This is a genomic window from Pseudomonas sp. MOIL14HWK12:I2, assembly GCF_000510745.1.
Classification (GTDB): domain Bacteria; phylum Pseudomonadota; class Gammaproteobacteria; order Pseudomonadales; family Pseudomonadaceae; genus Chryseomonas; species Chryseomonas oryzihabitans.
On record NZ_AZOA01000019.1, the window covers coordinates 14900 to 36631 of the forward strand.

A 21732-nucleotide genomic window follows, 5' to 3' on the forward strand; every position below is an offset into this window, starting at 1 on the left:
AACATGAGCGACACCCCCGTCATCGGGCACTACATCAACGGCGCGGTCTCGACCCAGGCCGAGCGTTTCAGCGACGTCTTCAACCCGGCCGAGGGCGTGGTCAAGGCGCGGGTCGCCCAGGCCACGGTGCAGACCGTGGACCAGGCCGTCGCCGCCGCCAAGGCGGCCTTTCCCGAGTGGTCCGAGCAATCGGCGCTGCGGCGGGCGCGCATCCTGTTCCGCTTCAAGGAGCTGCTCGACCAGCACCACAGGGAACTGGCGGCACTGATCACCCGCGAGCACGGCAAGGTGCTGTCCGACGCCATGGGCGAGGTGACCCGCGGCATCGAGGTGGTGGAATTCGCCTGCGCCGCGCCGCACCTGGCCAAGACCAGCTACAGCGACAACATCGGCGGCGGCATCGACAACTGGAACCTGCGCCAGCCGCTGGGCGTGTGCGCCGGCATTACCCCCTTCAATTTCCCGGTGATGGTGCCGCTGTGGATGATTCCCATGGCGCTGGCCACCGGCAACACCTTCATCCTCAAGCCTTCCGAACGCGATCCTTCCGCCAGCCTGTTGCTCGCTGAGCTGCTCAAGCAGGCGGGGCTGCCGGATGGCGTGTTCAACGTGGTCCAGGGTGACAAGGTGGCGGTGGACGCCCTCCTGCAGCACCCGGACGTGGAGGCCATCTCCTTCGTCGGCTCCACGCCCATCGCCGAATACATCCACCAGGAAGGTACCCGTCGTGGCAAACGTGTCCAGGCCCTCGGCGGCGCCAAGAATCACATGATCGTGATGCCCGACGCCGACCTGGACCAGGCCGCCGATGCCCTGATCGGTGCCGGTTTCGGTTCGGCCGGCGAGCGCTGCATGGCCATCTCCATCGCCGTGGCGGTGGGCGAGGTGGGCGATGCCCTGATCGAAAAACTGCTGCCGCGCATCGACGCCCTGCGGGTACGCAACGGCGTGGAAGCCGATGCCGACATGGGCCCGCTGGTGACCGGTCAGCACAAGGCCAAGGTCGAGGGCTACATCACCAAGGGGGTGGAGGAGGGCGCCAGGCTGCTGGTCGATGGTCGTAACTTCAAGGTGCCCGGCGCCGAGAATGGCTTCTTCGTTGGCGCCACCCTGTTCGACGGCGTGACCCCGGAGATGACCATCTACAAAGAGGAAATCTTCGGCCCGGTGCTGGGCATCGTGCGGGTGCCGGACTTCGCCAGTGCGGTGGCGCTGATCAACGCCCACGAATTCGGCAACGGCGTCTCCTGCTTCACCAGCGACGGCGGCATCGCCCGCGCCTTCGCCCGCACCATCAAGGTGGGCATGGTCGGCATCAACGTGCCCATCCCGGTGCCCATGGCCTGGCATTCCTTCGGCGGCTGGAAGAGGTCGCTGTTCGGCGATCACCACGCCTATGGCGAGGAAGGCTTGCGCTTCTACACCCGCTACAAGAGCGTGATGCAGCGCTGGCCCGACAGCATCGCCAAGGGCGCCGAATTCAGCATGCCCACCGCCAAGTGACCGGGGAGAAGCCATGACCACCCAACGTCTGACCATGGCCCAGGCCCTGGTGAAATTTCTCGACAACCAGTACATCAGCGTCGACGGCGTCGAGACCAAGTTCGTCGCCGGCATCTTCACCATCTTCGGCCATGGCAACGTGCTGGGCCTCGGCCAGGCGCTGGAGCAGGAGGCCGGTGACCTGGTGGTGCACCAGGGCCGCAACGAGCAGGGCATGGCCCATGCCGCCACCGGTTTCGCCAAGCAGAAGCTGCGCCGGCAGATCTATGCCTGCACCTCCTCGGTGGGCCCGGGCGCGGCCAACATGCTGACCGCCGCGGCCACCGCCACCGCCAACCGCATTCCGCTGCTGCTGTTGCCCGGCGACGTCTATGCCAGTCGCCAGCCCGATCCGGTGCTGCAGCAGATCGAGCAATTCCACGACCTGTCCATCAGCACCAACGATGCCTTTCGCGCGGTGAGCAAATACTGGGATCGCATCAACCGCCCCGAGCAGCTGATGAGCGCGGCGATCAACGCCATGCGCGTGCTGACCGATCCGGCCGAGACCGGCGCCGTGACCCTGGCGCTGCCCCAGGATGTCCAGGGCGAGGCCTACGACTATCCCGACTACTTCTTCGCCAAGCGGGTGCACCGCCTGGATCGCCGGCCGCCGGTGGCCGCCGCCATCGAAGACGCGGTGCAACTGCTCAGGCGCAAGCGCAAGCCGCTGCTGATCTGCGGCGGCGGGGTGAAGTATTCCGGCGCCGCCGAGGCCCTGCAGCGCTTCGCCGAGCGCTTCGAGATTCCCTTCGCCGAGACCCAGGCCGGCAAGAGCGCGGTCGTCTCCAGCCACGAACTCAATGTCGGCGGCATCGGCGAGACCGGCTGCCTGGCCGCCAACCTGCTGGCCAAGGAGGCCGACCTCATCATCGGCGTGGGCACCCGCTACACCGATTTCACCACCTCCTCGAAATGGCTCTACCAGCATCCCGAGGTGGAATTTCTCAACCTCAACGTGGCCGCCTTCGACGCCGGCAAGCTCGACGGCCTGGCCGTGGTGGCCGATGCCCGCGAAGCCCTCCTGGCGCTGACCGAGGCGCTGGGCGCCACCGACTATCGTGCCGGCTGGGGCGCCCAGGTGGGCGAGGCGCGTGAGCGCTATCGCCAGGAGGTGGAGCGGGTCTATGCAGTGGGCTACACCGGCGCCGACTTCGTACCGGAGATCGACGACGACCTGCCGCGCGCGGTGCTGGAGGAATTCGTCCGCCTGACCGGTTCGTCCCTGACCCAGAGCCAGGTGCTCGGCCGCCTCAACGAGCGGCTGGACGACGACGCCATCATCGTCGCCGCCGCCGGCAGCCTGCCGGGTGACCTGCAGCGCGCCTGGCAGAGCAAGGGCGTCAACACCTATCACCTGGAATACGGCTATTCCTGCATGGGCTACGAGATCAACGCCGCCCTGGGGGTGAAGCTGGCCGAGCCCGAGCGCGAGGTCTATGCGCTGGTGGGTGATGGTTCCTACCAGATGCTGCACTCGGAGCTGGCCACCTCCATCCAGGAGCGGCGCAAGATCAACGTGGTGCTGCTCGACAACATGACCTTCGGTTGCATCAACAACCTGCAGGTCGGCCATGGCATGGGCAGCTTCGGCACCGAATTCCGCTACCGCAATCCGGAGACCGGCCGGCTCGACGGCGACTTCGTGCCGGTGGACTTCGCCATGAGCGCCGCCGCCTACGGCTGCAAGACCTACAGCGTGCGCACCCTGAAAGAGCTGGAAGCGGCCCTGACCGATGCCCGGCGGCAGACGGTTTCCACCCTGATCGACATCAAGGTGCTGCCCAAGACCATGCTGCACGGCTACCTGTCCTGGTGGCGGGTCGGCGGCGCGGAGGTCTCCACCAGCGAAAAGATCGCCGCCGTCGCCCGGGTGCTCAGGGAAAAAGCCGCCCAGGCCCGCCAGTACTGAGCGCCGCTCACTCCACAACAAGTCCAAATCGGAGAATGAAGTCATGACCTTGAACATCGGTGTCATCGGGACCGGCGCCATCGGCCGCGAACACATCCGCCGCCTGAGCCACACCCTGCTGGGCAGTCGCGTGGTGGCGGTGACCGACATCAACGCCGAGCAGGCCGCCCGGGTGGTCCAGGAGCTGGGCATCGCCGCGGAGGTCTATGCCGACGGCCATGCGCTGATCGCCGCCGCGGACGTCCAGGCGGTGCTGGTCGCCTCCTGGGGCCCGACCCACGAGGAATACGTGCTGGCCGCCATCGCCGCCGGCAAGCCGGTGTTCTGCGAAAAGCCCCTGGCGACCACCGCCGAGGGCTGCCGGCGCATCGTCGAGGCCGAGCAGGCCCACGGCAAGCGGCTGGTGCAGGTGGGTTTCATGCGGCCCTACGACGCCGGCTATCGCCAGCTCAAGGCGGTGGTCGACGCCGATCGCATCGGCGCGCCGCTGATGATCCACGCCGCTCACCGCAATCCCACGGTGAGCGAGCACTACAGCACCGACATGGCCATCACCGACACCCTGATCCACGAGATCAACGTGCTGGCCTGGCTGCTGGACGATCACTACGTCTCCGCCCAGGTGGTCTTTCCGCGCAAGGCGCCGGCGGCGCGCGAGCACCTGCGCGATCCCCAGGTGGTGCTGCTGGAAACGGCCAAGGGCGTGCGCATCGACGTCGAGGTGTTCGTCAATTGCCAGTACGGCTACGACATCCAGTGTGAGATCGTCGGCGAGCGCGGCATCGCCCGCCTGCCGGAGCCGACCTCGGTGCAGTTGCGCAGCGAGGCGCGGCTGTCCAACGAGATCCTCATGGACTGGAAGGACAGATTCATCGCCGCCTACGACGTGGAGCTGCAGGCCTTTATCGACGACCTCGCCGCTGGCCAGCTGACCGGGCCATCGTCCTGGGACGGCTATATCGCCGCGGTTACCGCCGACGCCTGCATCAAGGCCCAGGACAGCGGCGCCATCGAGCCGGTGACCCTGCCCAGCCGGCCGGCCTTCTACGACTAGGTCGCCCGCGGGGATGAGCTGCCTGCAGGGGAGGCTCCGCACGTGAGAATCGGACTGGTCGGCTACGACGGCCCTGGGCGCCTGCTGCAGGCGCCGCTGATCGCCAGCATCCCGGGCGCCCAGCTGGTGGGGGTGGTGACCAGCTCGCCGGCGCCAGGCGCCGAGCTGAGCAGGGCGTATCCCGGCGTCACCTGCCATGCCGACGTGGCCGGTCTGATCGCCGCCGGGGTGGACAGCCTGGTGATCGCCACGCCCCTCGGCGAACGGGTGGCGCAGGTGCGGGAGGTGTTGCTGCGGGGCCTGCCGGTGGTCTGCGCGGCGCCGCTGGCGAGGACCCTGGCAGAGGCCGAGGAGCTGCTGGCGCTGGCCGAACGGCGTGGCGTCCCGCTCTGCATCCATCAACCGCGCCGCTGGGATTCGGATCTGCTTACCCTGGCCCGCCTGCTGCGCGAGAAGCGCCTGGGCCGGGTACGCCTCTTCGAGTCGCGCCTGCAACTGACGGACCTGACCGTGGCCGGCCTGGGCACCGAGGCGGGCCTGCTCCTCGAACTGGGCAGCCATCTGGTGGACCAGGCGCTGCTGCTGTTCGGGCCGGTCGAACGGGTCTATGCCGAGGCGCAGTTCCCCCGTGGCGATCCTGCGCGGGAGCGGGAATTCTTTCTGTCCCTGCGTCATCGCTCGGGGGTGGTCTCGCACCTTTCGGGCAGCGGCCTGCAGCGCTGTCCGCAGCGGTTGCGGGTGGTCGGCGAGCGGGGCGTCTATAGCGTCGATGGCCTGGACGGCCAGGCCGCGGCCCTGCGCCAGGGGCGTACCCCGCGCAGCGAAAAGGCCAGCTGGGGCGCCGAGGAGCATCAGCGCTGGGGCTGGTTGAGCGTGGGCGAGGAGCGCTCGCGGGTGCCGAGCGAACGGGGCCGCTGGGACCTGTTCTACGAAGGCTGGCTGGCCGCCCTGACCCAGGGCGCGCCCTTGCCGGTCACGCCGCGGGAAACCCTGGCCTGCCAGGCGATCCTGGAGGCGGCGCGGCAGAGTGCCCGAACGGGTGAAAGCCTTGCGGTAGAGAGCCTCGCAGAGACGGCGGAGCGGCCGCGGGCAGGTGCCCAGGGCCGCGCGCGGTGGTCGTCCGCGAATGTCGAATGAAATTTCTATTTTGCTCTTGTTGTGGAATTAAATTTCCAATAGAGTCGAGAGCAGTTGCACACACGAGTCACCAGGGCCGTGCGCCCCGACAACAATAATAGGTGCCGTCACATGAACCACTCCACGCATTCCTTCCGTCTCGTCCTCGCCACCGTGCACCGCCTCGAGGTGCAGCGTCCCTCCCGGCTGCTCGCCTTGCTGGGCCGGCTGTTCTGCCACGAGCGCAGCGGCGCCGTGCTCTGCGCCTCGCCCGGCGCCGCGGTGTTCTACCGCCCCCACTGATCCCCACGCTGTCCGGCGTCCGCCCAGGCTCCGCCCGGTTCAAGACCGCGTGGCGCCCGAGGTGCGCCTGGCCGTTGCGCCTGCCTGATCCCCTTGCTGATCGTCACCCCACGAATGGAGCCTGAACCATGCAGAAAAAAACTCGCTTTGCCACCCTGGCGCTGTCGCTGCTGCTGGGCAGCAGCGCGGCCCTGGCGGACCTCAAGGTCGGGGTGACCATGTCGTCGTTCGACGACAACTACCTCACCTATGTACGCGAATACATGACCAAGAAGGCCAAGACCGACGGCGTGCAACTGCAATTCGAGGACGCCCGCAACGACGTGGTCAAGCAGCTCAGCCAGGTGCAGAGCTTCATCAGCCAGAAGGTCGATGCGGTCATCGTCAATCCGGTGGACACCGCCGCCACCCGGACCCTGACCGAGGCCGCCACCAAGGCCGGCGTGCCCATCGTCTACATCAACCGCCGCCCCGACGATCCCAAGCTGCCGGCGGGCGTAGTGGCGGTGACCTCCGACGACAAGGAAGCCGGCCGCCTGCAGGCGCAGTACGTGGCGGACAAGCTCGGCGGCAAGGGCCAGGTGGCCATCCTGCTGGGCGATCTGGCCAACAACTCCACCCATAACCGCACCGCCGGGGTGAAGGAAGTCCTGGCCAAGTACCCGGACATCAAGATCGTCGAGGAGCAGACCGCGGCCTGGCAGCGCGACAAGTCCATGGACCTGACCAGCAACTGGCTGCTGGCCGGCAAGGAGCTCAACGCCATCTTCGCCAACAACGACGAGATGGCCATCGGCGCGGCCATGGCCCTGCGCCAGGCCGGCAAGAAGGATGTGCTGGTCACCGGCGTCGACGGTACGCCCGACGGCCTGGCCGCCATCAAGCGTGGCCTGGTGACGGTCTCGGTGTTCCAGGACGCCAAGGGCCAGGCCGAAGGGGCCCTCGATGCGGCGCTGAAGATGATCAACAAGACCCCGGGCGAGCAGAACGTGCTGATTCCCTTCCGCCTGATCACCCCGGAAAACGTCGCCGAATTCCAAGCCATGACCAAATGACCTCAGGCGCCGCGGCTGCCCTGGAAGGAGGGCAGGGCGCCGCGCCAGCACGGCTTTGCACACGAAACGGGCAGTCCGGCAGCGGACTGCCCGTTTCGTCTATTCGGGGTCTTTCCACCCGGCGCCGGCCGGGCCGGAGACCGGTGATCGTTATCACCTAAAAATTCCAAAAAGATATTGACTGGAATTTATTTTCCAATAGAGTCGAGAGCAAGCCAAGACGTACAGCGGCACGCTTGCCTCGGCGAGCGCGCCCTTCAACAAGAATAAAAGGTGCCGTCATGCCATCCCGCTTCCTGTCCCTGCATGGGTCTCCGATCTCCTGTCCGCCGGGCACCTGCCCGCACCTGGCGAATGCCGTCACGGCCCGCCCTGCGCCCCGCACCCCTCACTGACCAGCGGCCCGCGCCGCCCGGTCGGCGCCCGCGAGGAGATCGTGATCATGCTCAGTTCCGCCACCCCTGCCACAGCTCCCGCCCCTGCGGCCACGGCCGCACCCAGCGAATACCTGCTGGAAATCGTCGACGTCACCAAAGAGTTTCCCGGCGTCAAGGCGTTGTCCCACGTGCAGCTGCGGGTGCGTCCCGGCACCGTACTGGCGCTGATGGGCGAGAACGGCGCGGGCAAGTCGACGCTGATGAAGATCATCGCCGGCATCTACCAGCCCGATGCCGGCGAGGTGCGGCTGCGCGGCGTGCCGGTGCGCTTCGAGACGCCGCTGCAGGCGCTGCAGTCGGGGATCGCCATGATCCACCAGGAACTCAACCTGATGCCCTTCATGACCATCGCCGAGAACATCTGGCTGGGTCGCGAACCGCTCAATGCCCTGCACCTGGTGGACCACGGCAAGATGCGTCGCCAGACCCAGGCCCTGCTGGACCGGCTGCGCATCGCCCTGGATCCGGAAGACAGCGTGGGCAGCCTGTCCATCGCCGGGCGGCAGATGGTGGAGATCGCCAAGGCGGTGTCCTACGACAGCGACGTGCTGATCATGGACGAACCCACCTCGGCCATCACCGAGACCGAGGTGGCGCACCTGTTTTCCATCATTGCCGACCTCAAGGCCCAGGGTAAGGGCATCGTCTACATCACCCACAAGATGGACGAGGTGTTCCAGATCGCCGACGAGGTCGCGGTGTTCCGCGATGGCCAGTACATCGGTCTGCAGCGCGCCGACAGCATGAACGGCGACGGCCTGATCGCCATGATGGTGGGGCGCGAACTGACCCAGCTGTTCCCGGAACGCACCGCGCCGCGTTACGAAGTGCTGCTGTCGGTGCGCGACCTGGGGCTGGACGGGGTGTTTTCCGGCGTCTCCTTCGACCTGCGCGCCGGCGAGGTGCTGGGCATCGCCGGGCTGATGGGCTCGGGGCGCACCAACGTCGCCGAGACGCTGTTCGGGGTGACCCCGGCCACCGCCGGCGAGATCCGCATCGACGGCCAGCCGGTGCGCATGAACGATCCCTGCCTCGCCATCCAGAAAGGCCTGGCGCTGCTTACCGAGGATCGCAAGGACACCGGCATCTTTCCCTGCCTGTCGGTGGGGGAAAACATGGAGGTGGCGGTGCTGAACGGCTTCGCCAGCGGCGGCTTCGTGCAGCAGCAGCGCCTCGATCAGCTCTGCGAGGAGATGCGCCAGCAGCTGCGGGTGAAGACGCCCTCGTTGGACCAGTGCATCGCCAACCTCTCCGGCGGCAACCAGCAGAAGGCGCTGATCGCCCGCTGGCTGATGACCCGCCCGCGCATCCTCATCCTCGACGAGCCCACCCGCGGCATCGACGTCGGTGCCAAGGCCGAGATCTACCGGTTGATCGCCAAGCTGGCCGCCGAGGGCCTGGCGGTAATCATGATTTCTTCCGAACTGCCCGAGGTCCTGGGCATGAGCGACCGGGTGATGGTGATGCACGAAGGCACCGTCACCGGCTTTCTCGATCGCGGCGAAGCCACCCAGGAGCGGGTCATGCACCTGGCCTCGGGCAATCCCGTACTGCACTAGCGCGCGTCACGCGCGGCGGGTGCCTGCCCGCCGCCTCCGGCCTATAACGAGGTAGAACAAGATGAGTGCCCTCCTGGACAAGAAAACCGCCGAGCTACCCACCGCGCGCCCGCGGCGCCGCATCCCCACCGAACTGGGCATCCTGCTGGTGCTACTGGGCATCGGCCTGGCCTTCGAGGCCTTCGGCTGGGTGCTGCGCGACCAGAGTTTCCTGATGAATTCCCAGCGCCTGGTGCTGATGATCCTGCAGGTCTCGATCATCGGCCTGCTGGCCATCGCCGTGACCCAGGTGATCATCACCACCGGCATCGACCTTTCCTCCGGCTCGGTGCTAGCGCTGTCGGCCATGGTGGCGGCGAGTCTGGCCCAAACCTCGGACTTCGGCCGCGCGGTGTTTCCCTCGCTGACCGACCTGCCGGTCTGGGTGCCGGTCATGGCCGGCCTAGGGGTCGGGCTGCTGGCCGGTGCCATCAACGGCAGCATCATCGCCGTCACCGGCATCCCGCCCTTCATCGCCACCCTCGGCATGATGGTCTCGGCCCGCGGCCTGGCGCGCTACTACACCGAAGGCCAGCCGATCAGCATGCTATCCGACAACTACACCGCCATCGGCGCCGGGGCCATGCCGGTGATCATCTTCCTGGTGGTGGCGGTGATCTTCCACATCGCCCTGCGCTACACCAAGTACGGCAAGTACACCTATGCCATCGGCGGCAACATGCAGGCCGCGCGCATCTCCGGCATCAACGTCAAGAAGCACCTGATCATCGTCTACAGCATCGCCGGCCTGCTGGCGGGCCTGGCCGGGGTCGTGGCTTCGGCCCGCGCCGCCACCGGCCAGGCCGGCATGGGCATGTCCTACGAACTGGACGCCATCGCCGCGGCGGTGATCGGCGGCACCAGCCTGGCGGGCGGGGTAGGGCGCATCACCGGCACCGTGATCGGCGCCCTGATCCTCGGCACCATGGCCAGCGGCTTCACCTTTCTCGGAGTGGACGCCTACGTCCAGGACATCATCAAGGGCCTGATCATCGTGGTCGCCGTGGTCATCGACCAGTACCGCAACAAGCGCAAGGCCAAGCGCTAGGGCTGGCGCTTTCCCCTCTCCCCTGAGAGAGGGCTGCGCTTGCACCCGACCGCTTTTCCCCCCTCCCTCCGGGAGAGGGCCGGGGTGGGAGCCGAGCCAACACCCGACCGCTATTCCCCCTTCTCCCTCCGGGAGAGGGCCGGGGTGAGGGCGAGCCTGCACCCACCCTTCCTTTTACCCGGCCGGCTACTGGCTTGGCCGGCCGGGTCTTTCCATACCTCTGACGGAGAACGACATGCGCGACATCGGCATCGGTCTGATCGGCACCGGCTTCATGGGTCATGCCCACGCCCAGGCCTTCCATCACGCGGCGAGCAGCTTCAGCTTGCCGGTCCGTCCGCGGCTGGTGGCTCTGGCCGACGCCGATCCGGAGCGCGCCGCCCGCTGCGCCGACGCCTGGGGCTTCACCCGCAGCTGCGACTGGGAGCGGCTGATCGCTGATCCCCAGGTCGAGCTGGTGGCCATCACCACGCCCAACCTGCTGCATGCGCCCATGGCCCTGGCGGCCCTGGGGGCCGGCAAGGCGGTCTATTGCGAAAAGCCCCTGGCGGTGAGCCTGGAGGAGGCCACGCGGATGCGCGACGCCGCGCGCCAGGCCGGGGTGATCAACCGGGTCGGCTACAACTACCTGCAGAATCCCATGCTCAAGCAGGCGCGCGAATTGATCCAGAGCGGCGAGCTGGGCGAGATCGTCAGCTTCAGCGGCGAATTCAGCGAAGACTTCATGGGCGATCCCCAGGGGCCCTTCACCTGGCGTTGCGAGACCCGCCAGGCCGGCGGCGCCCTGGCCGACCTGGGCAGCCATATCCTGTCACTGGCGCGCTTTCTGCTCGGCCCGGTGGCGGCGCTGTACGCCGATCTGCACACCACCCATGGCCAGCGGCCCCACCAGGGCGGCACCCGCACGGTGGAGATCGACGACCAGGCCCATCTGCTGCTGCGCTTCGCCAATGGCGCCCGCGGCACCCTGACCACCAGCTGGCTCAAGCACGGGCGCAAGAATCGCCTGGCCTTCGAGGTCTGCGGCACCCGCGGCACCCTCAGCTTCGACCAGGAGCGCCTCAACGAACTGCGCCTCTACCAGGTCGGCGACCGTCCGGGCCTGGCCGGTTTCCGTACCCTGCTGGCCGGTCCGCACCTGCCGGACTACGCCGCCTTCTGCCCGGCCCCCGGCCACCAGCTCGGCTACAACGAACTCAAGACCCTGGAGGTCCGCTCGCTGCTGGAGGCCCTGGGCGGCAACCCCGGCCATACCGGCGTCGACTTCCAGGAAGCCTGGGAGGTGGAGCGCCTGGCCCAGGCCGCGCGGCAATCGGCGCAGGAGGAGCGCTGGGTCAGACTCTAGTCTGGGGTAGGATGCGGGGATCATCCCGCGCGAGGATTGTCCCCTTTCCATGACCACACTCTCCGGCGACGGCCTCACCCCGGTCCGGCGCATGAAGCTCATCGCGCTGCTGCTGCTGTTCCTGGCGGCGGCGCTGTACTGCCTGGCCACCGCCCTCGAAGCCCGCCATCCGGCCTGGGGCTACGCCGCCGCCTTCGCCGAGGCGGCCATGGTCGGCGCCATCGCCGACTGGTTCGCGGTGACCGCGCTGTTCCGCCATCCGCTGGGCCTGCCGATTCCCCACACCGCCATCATCCCGCGCAACAAGGCCGGGGTCGGGCGCAAGCTGTCGGACTTCATCTGCCTGCACTTCCTCGCCACGCCCCAGGTGCTGGCCAAGCTGGAGGAACTGGACGCCGCCGGGCGTCTGGCCGGCTGGTTGCGTCAGCCGGACAACGCCGCCGCGGTGGCCAGCCAGGCCACCGGCGTGGCCCGCTATTCCCTGGAGGCCCTGCGCGAGGTGCGGGTGCAGGCCTTCATCCGCCGGGTGGCGGTGGAGCGGCTGCAGCGCCTGGACGTGGCGGCGCTGTCCGGCGAACTGCTCGACATGCTGACCGCCGACGGCCGCCACCAGGCGGTGCTCGACGAGGTGCTGCAGGAGATCGATCGCCTGCTGCAGGACGAAGACACCCAGGCGCTGATCGCCCGCACCATTGGCGGCGAACTGCGCACCCTCAAATACCTGGGGCTGGACGAGCGGGTCGGGCGCTGGTCGGCGATCAAGGTGGTGCAGGCGGTGTCGCGGCTGATCGGCGAGATCAGCCATGACCGCGAGCACGAGTTGCGGCGGCATTTCGATGGCTATCTGGTCGGCTTCATCGAGCGCCTTAAGGAGGACCCGGCCTTTCGCCTGCGCGGTGAGCAGTTGCGCGACCGGCTGCTGGAGCACCCGGCGCTGGCGGGTTATCTGCAGGAACTGTGGGACGAACTGGTGAACTGGCTGCAGGCGGATCTCGCCGCGCCGGATTCGCGCATCCGCCGCCGCCTGGGCCGGCTACTGGCCGAACTGGGCGAGACGCTCAGTCGCGACGAAGCCATGAGACGCTGGATCAACGAGCAGCTGATGGCGGTGGCGCCGCCCTTCATCGACCGCAACCGCCAGCGCATCGGCGACTATATCGCCGAGCGGGTAGCCGCCTGGGATACCGATGAACTGGTCCAGCAACTGGAGCAGAGCGTCGGCAAGGACCTGCAATTCATCCGCATCAACGGCACCCTGGTGGGCGGCCTGGTGGGGCTGGTGCTGCATGCCCTGACGCAGTGGTTCGGGCCGGGGTAGGCCAGCCGGAGTCCGCGTGGAAAAGGCTGCGCCGTTTTCCACCCTACCGCTGCCTGCTTTAACGGTGTGGTTGGGTCCGGGCTAGGAGGCTTGGGCGCATCTTCATCGCGGCCATGGGCCGCTCCTACAAGAGCCTCATCCCCTCTAGGAGCGGCCGCATCGGCGGACCGCCATGGCCGCGATAGTCTCGATTCCCGTAGCGTGGAAAACCGCGCAGCGTTTTCCACTGGCTGCCGCCGCTCAAGCTGATACATCGAGAACGTCACCCCCCTTGCCATACCACCCCCTCTCCCTCCGGGAGAGGGCCGGGGTGAGGGCAAGCCCGAGCGCCAAACGCCAAGGCCCCCTCCACCCATCACCCCACCCGCACCCAAGCGGCGCCGCGCGGACTAATCCCTAGAGTCCCTGACCCGAGCGTCCCATGTATCGAATCGGCTTTGCCTGCATGTACCGTCACCCCGAGCGCAGCCTGTCGCTCAAGGAACTGGAGCAGGTCGAGCGGGCCTTCAACACCCGCACCACCACCCTGCGCTGGCTGGGCAGCGTCGAGCGCGCCGCCGCCGAGGCCAAGTTGCTGGACGTGGTCACCCACAACCTCGATGCCCAGCTGAGATTCGTCGAGCACGTCGCCGACCTGCCGGACAATCTGCGCATGCTGCGCCTGAGCAGCGACCTGCTGCCCTTCTACAGCCACGCCGAATTCGCCTACTTCTATCGCTCCCAGGAATTGCAGGCGCTGCTGGAGGATCGCTTCGGCCGGCTGGGCGAGCTGGCCCGCCGCCGCGATGTGCGGCTGTCGCTGCACCCCGGGCAATTCTGCGTGCTGGGTTCGGATCGCCCGGAGGTGGTGGAAAACAGCCTGAAGGAATTCGAATACCACGCCGACATGATCCGCCTGATGGGCTACGGCCAGAAATTCCAGGACTTCAAGTGCAACGTGCACATCGCCGGTCGCCTGGGCGTGCCGGGCATCCGCGCGGTCTGGCCGCGTCTTTCCAGCGAGGCGCGCAACTGCATCACCTTCGAGAACGATGAAAAGACCTATGGCGTCGACGACTGCCTGCAACTGGCCGACCTCGCCCCCGTGGTGCTGGACATCCACCACTGCTGGATCCACGAGGAGGCCTACATCGATCCCTGGGAGCCACGGGTGGCGCGCATCATCGACAGCTGGCGCGGGGTGCGTCCGGCCATGCACTACTCCCAGCCGCCGGAGGCGCTGATGGAAATGGGCGTCTCGCCCAGCGAGCGCATCGACATCAAGTTCCTGTTGCAGCAGATCAGCAAGCGGCTGCTCTATGCCCACAGCGACATGATGTGGAACGACTGGTGCAACCGCTACGCCTGCCAGTTCCTCGACCGTTTCGACATCATGTTCGAAGCCAAGCACAAGAACGTCACGGTGCGGGATTTCTACGACCGCTACCTGGGCGGCGACGGCAGCCTGCCACCAGCGGATCACGACATCCTTGCGGGCCAGGATGCCGCCAATCCGTAGCGTGGAAAACCGCGTAGCGTTTTCCGCTGGGCAGTCAGAGCTGACCAGTGGATAAGGCTTCGCCGTTGTCCACGCTACGGGAGCCAGTACGTACGTTGGGTTGAGACGGCTCCTCTGTCGACGTCCAACGAGGGATGTTCGACCCCGGGCACTGTCGGGCTTCGCTGCGCTCAACTCAACCTGCGAGAGCGCCGCAACATGCCGCAATGAGCCCGGTAGGCGATCGGCTGGAAGAACCGCTTAACTCAAGGGTCACCTTTCCGAATCCGATTGTCGCGAGGCCCGCCATGCCGACCCGTCGCCATTTCCTGCAGACCACCACCGCCCTGGCTGCGGCCGTGACCGCCGCGCCCTGGCTGTGGCAGAGCGCCCAGGCCGCCGAGCCGCTGCTGACCCGCAAGATCCCGCGCACCGGCGAGGCGCTGCCGGTCATCGGCCTGGGCACCTCGGGCAATCTCGATGTCGACCTGAACGACGCCGCCCTGGCGCCGCTGCAGGAGGTGCTCAAGGCGTTGCTCGACGGCGGCGGCACCCTCATCGACACCGCGCCCAGCTATGGCAACTCCGAACGGGTGGCCGGCGAGCTGGTCAGGCGGGCCCAGGCCCGCGACAAGGTCTTTCTCGCCACCAAGATTTCCTCTACCGGCCGCGAACGCGGCGCGGCGCAACTGGCCGCCAGCTTCAGGGCCCTGCAGACCGAGCGCCTGGATCTGGTCCAGGTGCACAACCTGCAGGACACCGCCAACCAGCTGGCCCTGCTGCGCGAACAGCAGCAGGCCGGCAAGGTGCGCTATGTCGGCGTCACCCACTATCGCGAAGCGGCGCTGGACGATCTGCTCGCTACCCTGAAAAAGGAAAAGGTCGACTTCGTGCAGTTCAACTATTCGGTGGGCGAGCGCGAAGCCGAAAAACGCCTGCTGCCCTATTGCCGCGACCAGGGCATCGCCGTGCTGATCAATAGACCCTTCCAGCGCGGCAACCTGCTCGCCGGCACCCGTGGCAAGCCACTGCCGCCGCTGGCGGCCGAACTGGGCGCCACCAGCTGGGCGCAACTGCTGCTCAAGTTCATCCTCGCCGACCCGGCGGTGACCGCGGTGATCCCCGCCACCAGCAATCCGCGCTACATGGTCGACAACCTCCAAGCCGGACGCGGGCGGCTGCCCGATGCGCGCCAGCGCGAGGCCATCGCCGGGCTGTTCGCCTAGATGAAGGACTGGCTCGGTCGCGTCCTCGACGCCCGCGCCGGTGAGTCGTCCGCGGCCCTGGCGGGCTTCGCGCTGTTTCTCTGCCTGTTCGCCGGCTACTTCATGCTGCGGCCGATCCGCGAGGCCATGGGCATCGCCGGCGGCGTGGAGAATCTGCAGTGGCTGTTCACCGCCACCTTTGTGGTGATGCTGCTCGCCGTGCCGCTGTTCGCCTGGCTCAATTCGCGGGTGGCGCGGATTCGCTTCGTCGACTGGGTCTATGGCTTCTTCGCGCTCAACCTCCTGGCCTTCGCCGCCTGCTTCGCCAGCCTGGGCGACAGCGTCTGGCTGGCACGCACCTTCTATGTCTGGATCTCGGTCTACAACCTCTTCGTGGTCTCGGTGGCCTGGAGTCTGATGGCCGATGTCTTCGACGGCGCCCAGGCGCGGCGGCTGTTCGCCTTCATCGCCGCCGGGGCCAGTGTCGGCGGGCTGCTCGGGCCGGTGCTGGCCGCCGCCCTGGCGCCCCTGATCGGTGAAGCGGGCCTGGCGCTGCTGGCCGCCGCGCTGCTGCTCCTGGCGCTCAGGCTCAAGGCCTATCTGATGGGCTGGCGCGAGACCCGCGGTGCCGGACGCCCGGGTGCGCCGCCGACCGAAAGTCCGCGTCGCCCGGTGGCCGGCAATCCCTTCAGCGGCCTGACCCGGGTGCTGGCCTCGCCCTATCTGCTGGCGGTGAGCGCCTTCGTCATCCTGCTGGCCACGGTCAGCACCTTTCTCTACTTCGAGCAGGCGCGACTGGTGGCCGAGCTGTTTCCCGATCGCGCTCGCCAGGTGCAGGTGTTCGGCCTGCTGGACTTCGTGGTCCAGGCCGGTGCCCTGGCCAGCCAGGTGCTGATCACCGGTCGCCTGGCCCAGCGCCTCGGGGTGCGGGTGCTGCTGGCCGGGGTGCCGCTGCTGATGTGCATCGGCTTCCTGGGCCTCGCGCTGCTGCCCACCTTCGCCATGCTGGCGGGGCTGATGATCGTCAGGCGGATCGGCGAATACGCCTTCATCCGCCCGGGCCGCGAGATGCTCTTCGCGCCGCTGGACGCCGAGACCCAGTACAAGGCCAAGAACTTCATCGACACCGTGGTCTATCGCGCCGGTGACGCCGCCAGCGGCTGGGCCAAGAGTCTGCTGGATCTGCTCGGCCACGGCGCCTGGCTGCCGGCGCTGGTGGGCGCCGGCTGCGCGGCGCTCTGGGCCTGGCTCGGCTTCTACCTGGGACGGCGGGCGGATCAGGCGGCCCAGGCCGGCGAGGCGGAGTAGCGCTGAATGCCGGCTGAATCGTTGTAGCCGGAAACACACCGGGGCTCCGAGGGGCGACCGGCGGGGTGCTAAGGTAAGACCTCTTCCTCGCCTCAGGGCCCTCCATGTTCCGCTCCCGCGCCATGATGTATCTGGTTCTCTTCGCCCTGCACCTGTTCATCGGCCTCAGCGTCATCGGTGACCTCGGGCTGACACCGGCCGCCCAGCTACCCTTCTGGGCCCTGCTGCTGCTGTCCTTCGTCCTGGTGCCCCTGGGCTTTCGTTCGCGGGACATGAATTCGCGCCTGCTGGCCTGGGCGGCGCTGATCGCCATGGGCGTGTTCTCCAGCCTGGCGGTGTTCAGCCTGCTGCGCGGTCTGGTGGTGGCCCTGGCCAGCCTCATCGGTCAGCCGCTGGACGCCGCCTGGCGCGTCGGCAGTGCCTGGGCGGTGCTGGGACTGGTGCTGCTGGTGGCCCTGCGCAGCGTCTACAACGCCCGCCGCACGGCCAGGGTCAAGGAAGTGGAAGTGGCCTTGCCCAGCCTGCCCTCCGGCCTGGACGGACTGCGCATCGTGCAACTGAGCGACCTGCACATCGGCCCGACCATCAAGGCCGGCTATCTGCAACGCATCGTCGACCGGGTCAACGGCCTGGACGCCGATCTGGTGGCCATCACCGGTGACCTGGTGGACGGCAGTGTGGCCGAACTGCAGCACGAATTCCTGCCGTTGCAGGGGCTCAAGGCGCGCCTGGGCACCTACGCCATCACCGGCAACCACGAATACTATTCCGGTGCCGAAGCCTGGGTACGCGCCTGGCGCGACCAGGGCCTGACCGTGCTGCTCGATGAGCATCGGGTGCTGCAGCATCAGGGCACGCCCTTCGTGCTGGCCGGCATCACCGACTACTCGGCGCCGCTCTATGTGCCCAGCCACCGCAGCGACGCCGCCGCCGCCTTCGCCGGCACCCCGGAAGGCCTGTTCCGCCTGCTGCTGGCCCACCAGCCGCGCTCGGCGCCCAAGGCCGAAGCCGCCGGCGCCGACCTGCAGCTCTCCGGCCACACCCACGGCGGCCAGTTCTGGCCCTGGATGCACTTCGTGCGCCTGCAGCAACCCTGGGTGGCCGGCATCCACCGCCTGGGTCGACTGACCGTCTACATCAGCCGCGGCACCGGCTACTGGGGCCCGCCGCTGCGTTTCGGCGCGCCGAGCGAGATCACCCTGATCAGGTTGCGGCGGGGGTAGCGCCAGCAGCAGGTCCACAAGAACCCTGAGCCAGAGGCCTTCCTTTCGTTGGCCCCTGATCGCGCGTGGCAAAAGGCAGATAGATGGCCTTTTGCTAGTGCTTGTCCTCGGGGGACAGATCCTTATCCTCGTCCCTACCGTCACCCGGACGCTCCAGCGTCCAAGGACAAACTGCAACACGGATAAGGATGTATCGCCATGACGAGGACAGTGGCTTTCTTGCTGGTCCCCGAGGTGCTGATGCTGGATTTCGCCGGGCCGGTGGAGGTGTTCTCCATCGCCAATCGCTATCTGCCGGCGGCCGACCACTATCGCATCGTGACCATCGCCGCGGGGCGGCGGCGGACCCTGCGTTGTTCGAATGGCATGACGATACGCACGGAGCTCACCACCCAGCAACCGCCGGGGGCCTACGACCTGCTGCTGGTGCCCGGCGGGCCGGGTGCCTATCTGGAGCCCCATCCCGACGTCGCGGCCTGGCTACGGCAGGTGCCCGCGCAGTGCGCGCGCTACGGGGCGGTCTGCACCGGGACCTTTCTGCTCGGCAGCGCCGGCCTGCTCGACGGCCGGCGGGTGACCACCCACTGGAATTATCGCGAACGCCTGGCGCGGCGTTTTCCCCGCGCCCAGGTGACCGCCGACGAGATCTACCTGAGCGACGGCCCGCTGCTCACCTCGGCCGGAGTCACCGCCGGCATCGACCTGGCGCTGGCGCTGGTGGCCGAAGACCACGGCAAGGCCATCGCCCGGGAGGTGGCCAAGGTGCTGGTGGTGGTGACCCAGCGGCAGGGCAAGCAGGCCCAGTTCAGTCCGCTGTTCGACGAGCCGGAGGCGACCACCGCCATCACCCGGGTGCAGCAGCATGTCGTGGCGAACATCGACCAGGCCTATTCGATCAGCCGGCTCGCCGAACTCGCGACCATGGGCACCCGCAACTTCGCCCGGGTGTTCAAGCGTGACACCGGCATGACGCCCCTGGAGTTCGTGCTCAAGGCGCGCATCGATCATGCGCGCGAATTGCTGGAGACCTCCGAGCTGCCGCTGAAGACCGTGGCCTTTCGCAGCGGCTTCGCCAGCGATCGCTGCATGCGCGCCGCCTTCCAGAGCCATCTGGGGCTGACCCCGGCGCAGTACCGCTACCAGTTCAGCTGAACGCAGCTGCGGATGGCGGTATCACGCCCATCGATGGCAGCTTCTGGCCGTAGATCGTCATACGCCTTGCCTGGGCAGCGGCCAGAATGGTCATACCTATCAGCAAGGAGAGGCGCCTACCGGCGAGGGGCTGCGGAGCCAGGTGCCCGCAGGACCCGCAGCGAGGGGGCGCGACATGGTCATGCAAGAGCCCAAGTCCCTGGAAGACGCCAGTGCCTTCCGCTTCTGCGGCCTGGTCCTGGATGCGCGCCGGCGCCTGCTGCTGGATGGCGAGCGGCCGCTGCCCCTGAGTGGGCGCGCACTGGATATCCTGCGGGTGCTGCTGGAGCACCCCGGTGAGCTGGTCGGCAAGCAGACCCTGATGGCCCGGGTCTGGCCCGGCGCCGTCGTCGAGGACATCAATCTGCGGGTGCACATCTCGGCCCTGCGCCGGGTGCTGCGGCCCTACAGCGATCGGGATCCCATTCTCAGCGCCCGGCAGCGCGGCTACGGCTTCGCCCTGGCGGTGGAGCGCCTGAACGAAGCGGACTTCACGCCGCTGGCCGAGACGCCGCTGCCCCTGACGCCCCTGGAAGGGCGCGACACCAGCCTGGTCGAATTGCGTCGCCTGCTCGCGCAACGTCGCCTGGTGTCGGTGGTGGGCACCGGCGGTGTCGGCAAGTCGCTGCTGGTCCAGCACCTGCTGCCCACGCTGGAAGACTTCGCTGACGGGATCCAGAGTCTCGATCTTGCGGCGCTGGGCCACATGATGGCGCTGGTGGACCGTCTCGCCAGTGACCTGGGCCTGGCCAGCGGCAGTGGCCTGCCGGCGCTGCAGGAGGCGCTGGCCACGCGGCGCCTGCTGCTGGTGCTGGACAACGCCGAGCGCCTGGTCGAACCCGCGGCCTGGCTGGTGGAAAACCTGCTGCAGGGCTGTCCGCAACTCAGGGTGCTGGTCACCAGTCGCGAAGCCCTGCGGGTGGAAGGCGAGGCCGTGTTGCGCCTGGCGCCGCTGCCGGTCGCGCAACCACCCGCGCGGCAACTGCGCGACGCCATGCGCGAGCCGGCCTTTCGCCTGTTTGTCCGGCGTGCCCGGGCGCGCCTGCCGGGGCTGCAGCTGCGGCCGGCCGACGTGCAGCTGGTGGGCGAGATCTGCCGCCGCAGCGAAGGCGTGCCCCTGGCGCTGGAGATCCTGGCCGAGCAGGTGGCGGCGCTGGGCCTGGCGGGGGTACTGGCGCAACTCGACGGCGGCTATTACCTGAGCGTGGCCGGGCGGCGCACGGCGGCGCAACGCCAGCGCAGCCTCGGCGCCATGCTCGACTGGAGTCTGCACAGCCTGAGCGAGTCGGAATTCGCCGTGCTGGCGACCCTGGCCGAGGCCGGCGAGCGCTTCAGTCGTCAGCAGGCCCTGCGCCTGGCGGCGCAGCGCGGGCTGGAGGAGGCCTTGTTCATTCCCCTGCTGGGGCAACTGGTGGACAAGTCGCTGATCCTGGTCGAAGGCAGCGGGGCGGCCCTAGGCTACCGCCTGCTGGCCATGCTGCGGCTGCACCTGCGCCAGTTCCGTCAGCAACCGCCGCTCCAGGGCCTGCTGTTGCCAGGCCAGCGGCGGGACCCCGACGGCGCGGGTGAACACCCGGCTCAGATGCGCCTGATCGAAGAAGCCGCACTCCAGGGCGATCGCCGCCAGGGGTAGTCGGTGCTCGGCGAGCAGGTGCCGGGCACGGTCGATGCGTTGCTGGCGCAACCATTCCAGGGGGGCGAGTCCGGCGCTGAGCTTGAACTGGCGGGTGAAGTGACTGCGCGACAGGCCGCAGACGGAGGCGACCTGGCTGACGCTGATGCCGCGCTCCAGATGCTGCAGCAGGACTTCCTTGGCCAGCCGTTCCTGCCAGGCTGCCAAACCGACCAGTCGGGTACTGGATAGAGCCAGGGTGCTATCGACGGTCATGGACATGGCGCTCTCCCTATCAAACCAGCCGCGTGGCGCGACCGCCTGGATGAGAATGATTCCGTGCAGTTGTCTGACGTGCGAGTTGGCTATCGTTAATTAGCGTTAAGACGGCAACCGTCTAGGCGCAATACTGTCGCGACGGACTTGGCCGAGCGTGCCGGCGGGCCAGCAGGTGCCAGCCCAGCAGGGCGAGACCGAGCAGACCGGCGAGCAGCAGGGGCGCCGGGCCATAGGCCTGGAGTCCGTCGAGCAGGGCCAGGATGTGCGCCTCGAACAGCCGACCCAGGGCCAGGCCGGAGCCGATCCACAGGGTGGCGCCGCCCAGGTCATAGGCCAGGAAGCGCCGCAGGGGCATGGCACTGGCCCCGGCGCTGAGGGTGGCGAGGGCCGCGGCGCCGGGAATGAACTTGGCCACCAGCAGCAGGCCGGGCAGGCGGGTGGCGGCCGGGACATGCCCCGGCAGATGGCGCAGCAGCCAGGCACCATGCCGCCGACCGGCCCAGTACCAGAGCAGATCGGCCACCCCGGTGACCGCCACGGTAGCCAGAAGCGCCAGGAGCAATTCGGCCTCATCGGCCGCCGCGCCCATCACCACCAGCGAGGGATAGGCCGGTACCGGCAGGCCCAGCTGTTCGCCAAAGACGTTCAGCGTCAGCCAGAGGGTGGCGTTACCGGCCACCAGGGAGGTCAGGGCTTGGGTGCTCATGGC

Annotated in this window: 17 protein-coding genes and 1 pseudogene; 16 read left to right on the forward strand and 2 right to left on the reverse strand. The window is 68.1% G+C overall.

The window, feature by feature from the left end:
• The first annotated feature begins 3 nt into the window (after positions 1-3).
• The 16 genes and pseudogenes from PSK12I2_RS0115830 to PSK12I2_RS25580 all read left to right on the forward strand — a co-directional run.
• Complete coding sequence (locus tag PSK12I2_RS0115830; protein ID WP_027599138.1) at positions 4-1503, forward strand: CoA-acylating methylmalonate-semialdehyde dehydrogenase; 1500 nt, start codon at positions 4-6, stop codon at positions 1501-1503.
• A gap of 13 nt (positions 1504-1516) precedes the next feature.
• Positions 1517-3454 (forward strand): 3D-(3,5/4)-trihydroxycyclohexane-1,2-dione acylhydrolase (decyclizing), encoded by a 1938-nt coding sequence (gene iolD / locus PSK12I2_RS0115835; RefSeq protein ID WP_027599139.1) that lies wholly within the window; start codon positions 1517-1519, stop codon positions 3452-3454.
• Between the two features lie 43 nt (positions 3455-3497).
• Complete coding sequence (locus tag PSK12I2_RS0115840; protein ID WP_027599140.1) at positions 3498-4508, forward strand: Gfo/Idh/MocA family protein; 1011 nt, start codon at positions 3498-3500, stop codon at positions 4506-4508.
• 42 nt (positions 4509-4550) lie between these two features.
• Positions 4551-5645, forward strand: coding sequence for a Gfo/Idh/MocA family protein (locus PSK12I2_RS23985; RefSeq protein WP_051398735.1), 1095 nt, complete (start codon positions 4551-4553; stop codon positions 5643-5645).
• 111 nt (positions 5646-5756) lie between these two features.
• Positions 5757-5927, forward strand: a complete 171-nt coding sequence (locus tag PSK12I2_RS24890) for a hypothetical protein (RefSeq protein ID WP_156930152.1) — start codon at positions 5757-5759, stop codon at positions 5925-5927.
• 128 nt (positions 5928-6055) lie between these two features.
• Positions 6056-6982 (forward strand): sugar ABC transporter substrate-binding protein, encoded by a 927-nt coding sequence (locus tag PSK12I2_RS0115855; RefSeq protein WP_027599141.1) that lies wholly within the window; start codon positions 6056-6058, stop codon positions 6980-6982.
• A gap of 442 nt (positions 6983-7424) precedes the next feature.
• Positions 7425-8978, forward strand: coding sequence for a sugar ABC transporter ATP-binding protein (locus PSK12I2_RS0115860; protein ID WP_027599142.1), 1554 nt, complete (start codon positions 7425-7427; stop codon positions 8976-8978).
• 61 nt (positions 8979-9039) lie between these two features.
• Positions 9040-10065, forward strand: coding sequence for an ABC transporter permease (locus PSK12I2_RS0115865; protein ID WP_007161522.1), 1026 nt, complete (start codon positions 9040-9042; stop codon positions 10063-10065).
• A 235-nt stretch (positions 10066-10300) separates the two neighbouring features.
• Positions 10301-11410: a Gfo/Idh/MocA family protein gene (locus tag PSK12I2_RS0115870; protein ID WP_027599143.1), complete on the forward strand. Its 1110-nt coding sequence runs from the start codon at positions 10301-10303 to the stop codon at positions 11408-11410.
• A gap of 49 nt (positions 11411-11459) precedes the next feature.
• A complete protein-coding gene (locus PSK12I2_RS0115875; protein WP_027599144.1) occupies positions 11460-12728 on the forward strand; it encodes a DUF445 domain-containing protein in 1269 nt (422 codons plus the stop codon).
• A gap of 421 nt (positions 12729-13149) precedes the next feature.
• Positions 13150-14226, forward strand: coding sequence for a UV DNA damage repair endonuclease UvsE (gene uvsE, locus PSK12I2_RS0115880; RefSeq protein ID WP_027599145.1), 1077 nt, complete (start codon positions 13150-13152; stop codon positions 14224-14226).
• Positions 14227-14513: 287 nt separating this feature from the next.
• Positions 14514-15431: an aldo/keto reductase gene (locus PSK12I2_RS0115885; RefSeq protein WP_027599146.1), complete on the forward strand. Its 918-nt coding sequence runs from the start codon at positions 14514-14516 to the stop codon at positions 15429-15431.
• Positions 15432-16718 (forward strand): NTP/NDP exchange transporter, encoded by a 1287-nt coding sequence (locus tag PSK12I2_RS0115890; RefSeq protein WP_027599147.1) that lies wholly within the window; start codon positions 15432-15434, stop codon positions 16716-16718.
• A 104-nt stretch (positions 16719-16822) separates the two neighbouring features.
• A complete protein-coding gene (locus tag PSK12I2_RS0115895; protein WP_027599148.1) occupies positions 16823-17941 on the forward strand; it encodes a metallophosphoesterase in 1119 nt (372 codons plus the stop codon).
• Between the two features lie 198 nt (positions 17942-18139).
• Entirely contained in the window at positions 18140-19093 is a 954-nt protein-coding gene (locus tag PSK12I2_RS0115900) for a GlxA family transcriptional regulator (protein WP_177324651.1), read from the forward strand.
• Between the two features lie 181 nt (positions 19094-19274).
• Positions 19275-19964 (forward strand): annotated as a pseudogene (locus PSK12I2_RS25580) (transcriptional regulator); the annotation flags it as partial.
• A 621-nt stretch (positions 19965-20585) separates the two neighbouring features.
• On the opposite strand, the gene PSK12I2_RS24635 reads toward PSK12I2_RS25580, so the two are convergent.
• Together PSK12I2_RS24635 and PSK12I2_RS0115915 are read right to left on the reverse strand one after the other, a co-directional pair.
• Positions 20586-21026 carry a helix-turn-helix domain-containing protein gene (locus PSK12I2_RS24635; protein WP_044342902.1) on the reverse strand — a complete coding sequence of 147 codons (441 nt, stop codon included), beginning with the start codon at positions 21024-21026 and terminating at the stop codon, positions 20586-20588.
• 115 nt (positions 21027-21141) lie between these two features.
• Positions 21142-21729, reverse strand: a complete 588-nt coding sequence (locus tag PSK12I2_RS0115915) for a DedA family protein (protein WP_007161531.1) — start codon at positions 21727-21729, stop codon at positions 21142-21144.
• Positions 21730-21732 lie beyond the last annotated feature (3 nt).

Bases quoted from the DNA above. Each gene is read 5' to 3' on its own strand.
- PSK12I2_RS0115855 (WP_027599141.1), top strand. From the start codon at position 6,056: ATGCAGAAAAAAACTCGCTTTGCCACCCTGGCGCTGTCGCTGCTGCTG.
- PSK12I2_RS24635 (WP_044342902.1), bottom strand. From the start codon at position 21,026: ATGTCCATGACCGTCGATAGCACCCTGGCTCTATCCAGTACCCGACTG.
- PSK12I2_RS0115870 (WP_027599143.1), top strand. From the start codon at position 10,301: ATGCGCGACATCGGCATCGGTCTGATCGGCACCGGCTTCATGGGTCAT.
- iolD (WP_027599139.1), top strand. From the start codon at position 1,517: ATGACCACCCAACGTCTGACCATGGCCCAGGCCCTGGTGAAATTTCTC.
- PSK12I2_RS0115900 (WP_177324651.1), top strand. From the start codon at position 18,140: ATGACGAGGACAGTGGCTTTCTTGCTGGTCCCCGAGGTGCTGATGCTG.
- PSK12I2_RS0115875 (WP_027599144.1), top strand. From the start codon at position 11,460: ATGACCACACTCTCCGGCGACGGCCTCACCCCGGTCCGGCGCATGAAG.
- uvsE (WP_027599145.1), top strand. From the start codon at position 13,150: ATGTATCGAATCGGCTTTGCCTGCATGTACCGTCACCCCGAGCGCAGC.
- PSK12I2_RS0115885 (WP_027599146.1), top strand. From the start codon at position 14,514: ATGCCGACCCGTCGCCATTTCCTGCAGACCACCACCGCCCTGGCTGCG.
- PSK12I2_RS0115860 (WP_027599142.1), top strand. From the start codon at position 7,425: ATGCTCAGTTCCGCCACCCCTGCCACAGCTCCCGCCCCTGCGGCCACG.
- PSK12I2_RS0115895 (WP_027599148.1), top strand. From the start codon at position 16,823: ATGTTCCGCTCCCGCGCCATGATGTATCTGGTTCTCTTCGCCCTGCAC.
- PSK12I2_RS0115830 (WP_027599138.1), top strand. From the start codon at position 4: ATGAGCGACACCCCCGTCATCGGGCACTACATCAACGGCGCGGTCTCG.
- PSK12I2_RS24890 (WP_156930152.1), top strand. From the start codon at position 5,757: ATGAACCACTCCACGCATTCCTTCCGTCTCGTCCTCGCCACCGTGCAC.
- PSK12I2_RS0115865 (WP_007161522.1), top strand. From the start codon at position 9,040: ATGAGTGCCCTCCTGGACAAGAAAACCGCCGAGCTACCCACCGCGCGC.
- PSK12I2_RS0115840 (WP_027599140.1), top strand. From the start codon at position 3,498: ATGACCTTGAACATCGGTGTCATCGGGACCGGCGCCATCGGCCGCGAA.
- PSK12I2_RS0115890 (WP_027599147.1), top strand. From the start codon at position 15,432: ATGAAGGACTGGCTCGGTCGCGTCCTCGACGCCCGCGCCGGTGAGTCG.
- PSK12I2_RS0115915 (WP_007161531.1), bottom strand. From the start codon at position 21,729: ATGAGCACCCAAGCCCTGACCTCCCTGGTGGCCGGTAACGCCACCCTC.